The sequence below is a fragment of the Sphingomonas corticis genome (genome assembly GCF_012035195.1).
Lineage (GTDB): Bacteria > Pseudomonadota > Alphaproteobacteria > Sphingomonadales > Sphingomonadaceae > Sphingomonas > Sphingomonas corticis.
Map to the genome: position 1 here is coordinate 341292 of NZ_JAAVJH010000006.1, position 7250 is coordinate 348541.

Annotated in this window: 6 protein-coding genes and 1 other annotated feature; of the genes, 5 read left to right on the plus strand and 1 reads right to left on the minus strand. The window is 69.4% G+C overall.

Features of this window, described 5'->3' with window-relative positions; genetic code table 11:
* Window positions 1–7 precede the first annotated feature (7 nt).
* Window positions 8–1504 (minus strand): SulP family inorganic anion transporter, encoded by a 1497-nt coding sequence (locus HBH26_RS12430; protein ID WP_168134916.1) that lies wholly within the window; start codon window positions 1502–1504, stop codon window positions 8–10.
* A 55-nt stretch (window positions 1505–1559) separates the two neighbouring features.
* Window positions 1560–1615: a sequence feature (sul1 is cis-regulatory element that is thought to sense ions involved in sulfur or methionine metabolism; They are found in Alphaproteobacteria), on the minus strand.
* Between the two features lie 65 nt (window positions 1616–1680).
* Here HBH26_RS12430 and HBH26_RS12435 point away from each other — a divergent pair.
* The 5 genes from HBH26_RS12435 (at window position 1681) to HBH26_RS12455 (ending at window position 7246) form a co-directional block, all read left to right on the plus strand.
* Entirely contained in the window at window positions 1681–1941 is a 261-nt protein-coding gene (locus HBH26_RS12435; RefSeq protein ID WP_338057348.1) for a DUF3253 domain-containing protein, read from the plus strand.
* 47 nt (window positions 1942–1988) lie between these two features.
* Complete coding sequence (locus HBH26_RS12440; protein WP_168134917.1) at window positions 1989–2243, plus strand: hypothetical protein; 255 nt, start codon at window positions 1989–1991, stop codon at window positions 2241–2243.
* Window positions 2244–2341: 98 nt separating this feature from the next.
* Window positions 2342–3466, plus strand: a complete 1125-nt coding sequence (locus tag HBH26_RS12445; RefSeq protein ID WP_168134918.1) for a metallophosphoesterase — start codon at window positions 2342–2344, stop codon at window positions 3464–3466.
* Between the two features lie 433 nt (window positions 3467–3899).
* Complete coding sequence (locus HBH26_RS12450) at window positions 3900–6236, plus strand: membrane-bound PQQ-dependent dehydrogenase, glucose/quinate/shikimate family (RefSeq protein WP_168134919.1); 2337 nt, start codon at window positions 3900–3902, stop codon at window positions 6234–6236.
* Window positions 6233–7246 carry an FUSC family protein gene (locus tag HBH26_RS12455; RefSeq protein WP_168134920.1) on the plus strand — a complete coding sequence of 338 codons (1014 nt, stop codon included), beginning with the start codon at window positions 6233–6235 and terminating at the stop codon, window positions 7244–7246. The genes HBH26_RS12450 and HBH26_RS12455 overlap by 4 nt, the downstream gene beginning before the upstream one ends.
* Window positions 7247–7250: the final 4 nt, after the last annotated feature.

A 7250-nucleotide genomic window follows, 5' to 3' on the forward strand; every position in this document is an offset into this window, starting at 1 on the left:
ACGCCGCTCAGTGCGGCGCGAGCCCCATCTCCACGCCGGTCTTGTCGTGGAGCGCGAAGCGGTCGATCAGGTCGGCGCTCGCCCGATTGTAGCCGATCACCTCGACCGCGCGCCCTTCGCGACGCAGCCGGGCGACGATCTTGTCCAGCGCGCCGACACCCGAAATGTCCCAGAAATGCGCCGCGGTCACGTCGATGACGATGCGGCTGGCGCTGTCTCCGGCCTGGAAGGCGCGGTTGAACCGGTCGACCGAGGCGAAGAAGATCTCGCCCTCCACGCGGTAGGTCGCGTGGGCGCCGTCCGGCGATATCGACTGCTCGACCGAGAACATCCGCTGCACCTTGCCCGCGAAGAAGATGCCCGACAGCAGCACGCCGGCCAGCACGCCCAGCGACAGGTCGCGCGTGGCGACGACCACCACCACCGTCGTCAGCATGACCACCGACGACGTGGGCGGATGCCGCCGCAGGTTCGGGATCGAGTTCCAGCTGAACGTGCCGATCGACACCATAATCATGACGGCGACCAGCGCCGGCATCGGCACTCGCCCGACGAACGGCCCCAGCACAGCCAGCAGAAACAGGAGGAATGCACCCGCGACGAAGGTCGAGAGTCGACCGCGCCCGCCGGAGGTCACGTTGATGACCGACTGGCCGATCATCGCGCAGCCGCCCATGCCCCCGAACAGCGCGGCGACGATGTTGGCGCCGCCCTGTCCGGCGCATTCGCGACGCTTGTCGCTGTCGGTGTCGGTCATGTCGTCGACGATCTGCGCGGTCAGCAGCGATTCGAGGAGGCCGACCGCGGCCATCGCCAGCGAATAGGGCAGGATGATCCGCAACGTGTCCAATGTCGGCGGCACCTGGGGCCAGGCGAGGCTCGGCAGGCCGTCGGGCAGTCGCCCCATGTCGCCGACCGTGTTCACCGGCAGCCCGAACCCGATGCTGATCGCGCTGAGCACCAGGATCGCCACCAGCGGCGACGGCACCGTCTTCGTCACGCGCGGCACGCCGTAGATGATCGCCAGCCCGCCCGCGACCATCGCATAGGTCTGCCAGCCGACGCCGGTCAGTTGCGGAAGCTGCGCCATGAAGATCAGGATCGCCAGCGCGTTGACGAAGCCGGTGATGACCGAGCGCGAGACGAACTGCATCAGCAGGTCGAGCCGCAGCAGCCCGGCGACGATCTGGATCAGCCCCATCAGGATCGTGGCGGCGAAGAGGTATTCGACGCCGTGATCGCGCACGAGCGGGCCGACGAGCACGGCGACGGCAGCGGTGGCGGCGGAGACCATGCCCGGCCGTCCGCCGATCAGCGCGATGGTGATCGCGATCGCGACCGAGGCGTAGAGGCCGACGCGCGGATCGACGCCGGCGATGATCGAGAAGCCGATCGCCTCCGGGATCAGCGCGAGCGCGACGACGATGCCGGCCAGGATGTCGCGGCGGGCGGCGGCGCCGTCAGTGAGCCACTGGCGGCGATAGGTAGCGAAGTCGAAGGTCATCGAATGTCCACAACAGGGCACGGGCGCCGGGCGGCGCATCTCATCGGGTGCGTGTTGTTGTCCGGCGGATCGGCGGCCGGAATAGCCACCCGGAATTTCACCGGGTCCTTGCGAATGGCCGCCCCATAGGCGAGCGGGGCTGGTCGGCGCAACCGCCTGAGGCTTGACCCGCGGGCGTGCGGAGCCGACCTGAAGGACTGAGCGATGCGCGCGCTGCGGTACTGGACCTTCTCGCCCGCCGCGCGGCAGGCGCGACGATCTGCCCGAGCGAGGTGGCGCGCGCACGGTCTCCAGAGGATTGGCGCAGTGCGATGCCGTCCGTGCACGCGGCGATCGACGGGCTGGTTCGCGACGGGGCGGTGCGGCTGAGCTGGAAGGGGGAGCGGTTGGCGGCGCGATCGGGACCCTATCGGATTGCGCTTCCCGGCAAGGATTGAAGCCGGTTCCCCTCCCACCCCGAACGGCCGTGCGCTATCGGGCGGAGATGGCGAGAAAGAAGCGCTACCTGACCGCGACGATGGCGGACGGCTACGTGAAGACGATCGGTCCCACCGCCGCGCCGTTCACGCATTACTGGCGCATCGTCGCGCATCTGCGCGACGGCAAGACAGAGGTGTTCTGGGGACACGCCACCTCCGCCCGCGAGGCGACGAGCAAGAAGGCGCTGACCGAACAGGCCGCGAGGCGCTACGGCTGGCGCAGCTTCGACTTCGAGGTCGCCGAGTTGACCGAACACTGATGCCCTGCATCCGGCGGCGGATCGCTGGTCGCCTCTCGCGCCGAGCGGCGTTAAAGCGTTCTGTTTGTCGGCGGCCGCTTGCCGATGCTCCCTGAAGGATGCCGATCATCTTCCTCGTCTTCCTGATCCCGGCGATCTACGTCGTGTCCCGCACCCTCTGGCCGCTGGCGCTGCCGTTGTGGAGCAAGGTCGTCGTCGCGCTGCTCCTGTTCGGTGTCTCGCAATATCACCTCTGGAGCCGGCTATCCTCGGGGTCGGTCTTCTCCCCTGAGTTCCCGCGCCCGGTCGTGATGCTCTTCAACTGGGCATTCGGCGCGCTGGTGCTGCTCATGCTCCTCCAGATCGTGCTCGATCTCGGCCTGCTGGTGACGGCGGTGGTCCGATGGCAGCGCGCCGCGTTACCCGGCGCCCTGCGCTACGGGGCGATGGGACTGGCGGCGCTGGCCAGCGCGATCGCGGTCGCCAATGCCGTGCGGGTTCCGCCGATCAGGGACGTCGAGGTGGCAATTGCGGGTCTGCCGCCGCGGTTCGAGGGATATCGGATCCTCCAACTGACCGATCTTCACATCAGCAAGCTGTTCCCGGCCGCCTGGGCAAGCGCGGTCGTGGCGCGCGCCAACGCCGCGGGCAGCGACGTGATCGTCGTCACAGGCGATTTCATCGATGGCTCGGTCGACATGCGACGCGACGATGTGGCGCCGCTTCAGGCGCTTGAAGCGCCCGACGGCGTCTGGGCCATACCGGGCAACCACGAATATTTCTTCGACTATGGCGCGTGGATGCGGCACCTGACCTCGCTCGGTGTCCGGATGCTGCCGAATGCGCATACCGTCATCCGGCGCGGCGGCGCGGAACTCGTCGTGGCCGGCGTGACGGATCTGTCCGCCCCGAGTGTCGGGGAGGCGGCCCCGGACGTGGGGCTGGCGCTGCGCGGTGCCCCTGCCGGGGCACCGATCGTCCTCCTCGATCATCAGCCGCGGCGGGCGCGGCACGCCGCGGCGAAGGGCGTGGCGCTCCAATTGTCGGGCCACACGCATGGCGGCATGATCGTCGGTCTGGATCGGCTCGTCGCCCGCGCGAACGCCGGTTTCGTCGCGGGCCGCTATCAGGTCGGCGGCATGACCCTCTACGTCAGCAACGGCACCGGCCTGTGGCCGGGCTTCGCGCTCCGCCTCGGCGTGCCATCGGAGATCACCCGCTTCACCTTGCGGTCGAAGATGTGAAGGGTCGATGCCGCCGCCACGATCGACGGTCGCGCCAGACCGCCACCACCGGCGTCCCATGACCATCTCGCTGGCAGATGCCCGACGCATAGATTTCACAGCACAGGGCTTCGGCTGACCCCGACCTCTGAGGGTCACGGCAGGGCGCCTCCGCACGGCCGCCGATCGCACCGGCTTGACGGCGTCGATGCCGTCGACCTTGCCCGCCGCGCTCTCGGCGACGGTATCGGGCGGTCAAGCGCTCGCTCGATACGCTGCTCGCAACGATCTGAATGCTCCCACCGTTCGGAAGAAAATGTGCAGCGTTCCAAATAAAACTAGAGATTACGGTTGCTTATAGTGAGTTTATGACGAGCATCTTTCGGGATACGAAGACAAAAAATATGGTAAGGGAGATCTTGTAGATAGGGTCGGCCAACGACGTCGGGGGACAATGGTGACGAATCAGCGGCGGGCTTCGATCATTACTTGGACACTGCGGCTGCTCGGCGCTGCAATCTGCCTGTTCGGCGTGCCGATGGCGATCGGCGGGGTGATGCTCGCAGGTGTCGGCGGCAGCTGGTATTTCCTGCTGATGGGCGCGGTGATGACCGCGTCGGGCGTGCTGATCGCGCGGCGCCGCGTCGCGGGTGCGTGGCTGTACGGCGCGGCCTTCGCCGCCACGATCGTCTGGGCGCTGGGCGATGCGGGGTTCGCATTCTGGCCGCTGGTCAGCCGGCTGGTCGCGCTGGCCGTGCTCGCGACAGCGGTCGCGGCGCTGTACCCGCTGCTTGCGCCGCGGGGACGCCGGGTGGCCTGGGGCGGCGCGGCGGTCCTCGTCGCCGCGCTGGTCGCGACCGGGATCTACGCCTTCATGCCGGTCCCGATCGTCGCGGCGCAAGGTCCGGCGCCGAGGCTGGCGGTGACGCAGAAAGGCCCCCAGGAGAACTGGACCGCCTGGGCGAACGACGACCGCGGCACGCGGTTCGCGCGGCTGACGCAGATCACCAAGGACAATGTGTCGCGGCTGACCCCGGCATGGACCGCGCATACCGGCGACGTGGCGGTCAGCGACGGGTTCGGCGCGGAGGACCAGAACACGCCGCTCCAGGTCGGCGACACGCTCTACGTCTGCACCCCGTTCAACCGGGTCATCGCGCTGGACGTGGATAGCGGACGGCGCAAGTGGCGCTTCGACCCGAACTCGACGGTCCCGGGGTGGCAGCGCTGCCGCTCGCTCGGTTATCATCAGGCGGCCGCCGCGCCCTCCGGTGAGGTGTGCCGGCAGCGGCTGTTCGTCACCACCGGCGATGCGCGGCTGATCGCCATCGACGCCGCCGACGGGCGGCCATGCCCCGGCTTCGGCAACAACGGCCAGGTCGACCTGAAGGTCGACATGGGGCTTATCGAGCCCGGCTACTATACCCAGACCGCCGCGCCGCTGGTGGCGGGCGACCTCGTCATCGTCGGCGGACGCATCGCCGACAACGTCTCGACCGGATTGGCGGGCGGGGTGGTGCGCGCGTACGACGTCGCGAGCGGCGACCTGCGCTGGGCGTGGGATCCCGGCAATCCCGCGATCACCCGCCGGCCGCCGCCCGGGCAGAGCTACACCCGCGCGACGCCCAACGTCTGGGCGGGCATGGCCTATGACGCGACGCTCGGCCTCGTCTACCTGCCGACCGGGAACACCACGCCCGACTTCTTCGGCGCCACCCGCACCGCGCGCGACAATATGTGGAATTCCTCGGTCGTGGCGCTCGACGTCGCTACCGGCCGGCCGCGCTGGCGCTTCCAGGCCGTGCACCGCGACCTGTGGGACTTCGACATGCCGGCGCAGCCGCTGCTGTACGACATCCCCGATGGGCGCGGCGGCACGCTGCCCGCGCTGGTGCAGGTGACGAAGCAGGGCCAGATCTTCCTGCTGAACCGCGCGACCGGTCGCCCGATCGCGCCGGTCGCGGAGCGGCGGGTACCGCGCGGCCTGATCCCCGAGGAGGTCTATTCGCCCACGCAGCCCTTCTCGTCGATGCCGTCGATCGGGACGGAGCGGCTGACCGAGGCGGACATGTGGGGCGCGACTCCGATCGACCAGATGCTGTGCCGCATCGCCTTTCGCCGGATGCGCTACGACGGCGCCTTTACCCCGCCGGGCGTGAAACGGACGCTGCAATTCCCCGGATCGCTGGGCGGCATGAACTGGGGCAGCGTGTCGATCGACATGACCACCGGCTACATGCTGGTCAACGACATGCGCATCGGCCTGTGGAACGAGCTGGTGCCACGCGCGAAGATGCCGGCGGGGCCGGCGTCGGGGACGGAGATGGGCGTCTCGACCATGACCGGTACGCCCTACGGCTCGCGCCGCGACCGCTTCGTCTCCGTCGCCGGCATACCCTGCCAGAAGCCGCCGTACGGCACGATGACCGCGATCGACCTCGCCGCGCGCAAGGTGGCGTGGCAGGTACCGCTCGGCACGGTGCGCGACACCGGGCCGTTCGGGATCAAGATGCACCTGCCGATCCCGATCGGGATGCCGACGCTGGGCGGTGCGCTGACCACGGAGAGCGGGCTCGTTTTCTTCGCCGGCACGCAGGACTATTACCTGCGCGCGCTCGACAGCGCGACGGGACGCGAATTGTGGAAGGGTCGGTTGCCCGTGGGTAGCGGCGGATCGCCGATGACCTATCGCTCGCCGCGTACCGGCAAGCAGTACGTCGTCGTCACCGCGGGCGGCGCGCGGCAGTCGCCCGACCGCGGGGATTACGTGATCGCCTACGCGCTGCCTTGAGCGACGACGCTTCACCTCGGCCGCGCGGGTGGCGGACGGCGCTGGCGTTCGACGTCGGCACCGCCATGCTGCCCCTGCCGGCCATGCTGCTGCTGCTCATCGGCGGCATCGCACTGGACCGCCCGGTCGCTGGCTCGATCGCGGCGGGCGCGGCCTTCTCGATCGGCATGGGTGCGACGCGCCGCATCGGGCGACGGCGCTGGAATGCGATGGCATGGACCGGGCTGGGCATGGTCGCCATGACCCTGCTCGGCACGCTATGCGGCCGCGATCTACTTGCGACGCTGGCGTTTACCGGTGCGGTGGCCGCTTCGTTCGGTGCGGCAGGGCTGCGGAGCGGCGAATTGTGGTGGGCATGGCTGCAATTCGTGGTGGCGGCGCTGATCGCCACCCACTACCCCTCCGGTCCGGCTGGCGCGGTAGACCGGGCCGCACTCGTCGCGCTCGGCATGGCCGTGCAGATCGCCTGCGTCGCGGCGCTGGTCGCTCTGTTCGGCGACCCACCGGTGCTCATGACGCCATCATCGGCGAAGGCCCGACCGGCGGAGATGGCCCTCCACGCCCTCCGCGCAGCGATCTGCGTCGTAGTGGCCCTGCTTGCCAGCGGCGCGCTGGGGCTGTCGCACGGCTATTGGGCCGCGATGACGGCCGCGATCGTGCTCAAGCCCGGCCTGCGCGACACCGGCTGGCGCGGGCTGGAGCGGGTCTGCGGCACGACGGCAGGGATCGTGGTGGCGACCCTCGCCGGCCTGTCGGTACACCGAACGCCGATGCTGCTGGCGATCCTGACGGCCGGCGCCGCAGCGGCGGCCAGCGGACTGCAACGCGCGCGCTATGCCGTGGTGAGCGGCGCGATCACCGCCACGGTGCTGCTGATGGCGACCGTGGCTGTCAATCGGCGTCCAAAAAGGACCCCCTATCGGCGTGCAAAAGGGACCCCCTTCGTCAAGCAGCGTGACGGGTATGGGGGTCGCACCGTTCGCGCTGGTTGCGGCGTAGGGCGGGCGTAGCCCG

What these genes read in the sequence shown, in the direction of transcription:
- HBH26_RS12430 (WP_168134916.1), bottom strand. Translation starts at nt 1,504, where the DNA reads ATGACCTTCGACTTCGCTACCTATCGCCGCCAGTGGCTCACTGACGGC.
- HBH26_RS12440 (WP_168134917.1), top strand. Translation starts at nt 1,989, where the DNA reads ATGGCGAGAAAGAAGCGCTACCTGACCGCGACGATGGCGGACGGCTAC.
- HBH26_RS12445 (WP_168134918.1), top strand. Translation starts at nt 2,342, where the DNA reads ATGCCGATCATCTTCCTCGTCTTCCTGATCCCGGCGATCTACGTCGTG.
- HBH26_RS12450 (WP_168134919.1), top strand. Translation starts at nt 3,900, where the DNA reads ATGGTGACGAATCAGCGGCGGGCTTCGATCATTACTTGGACACTGCGG.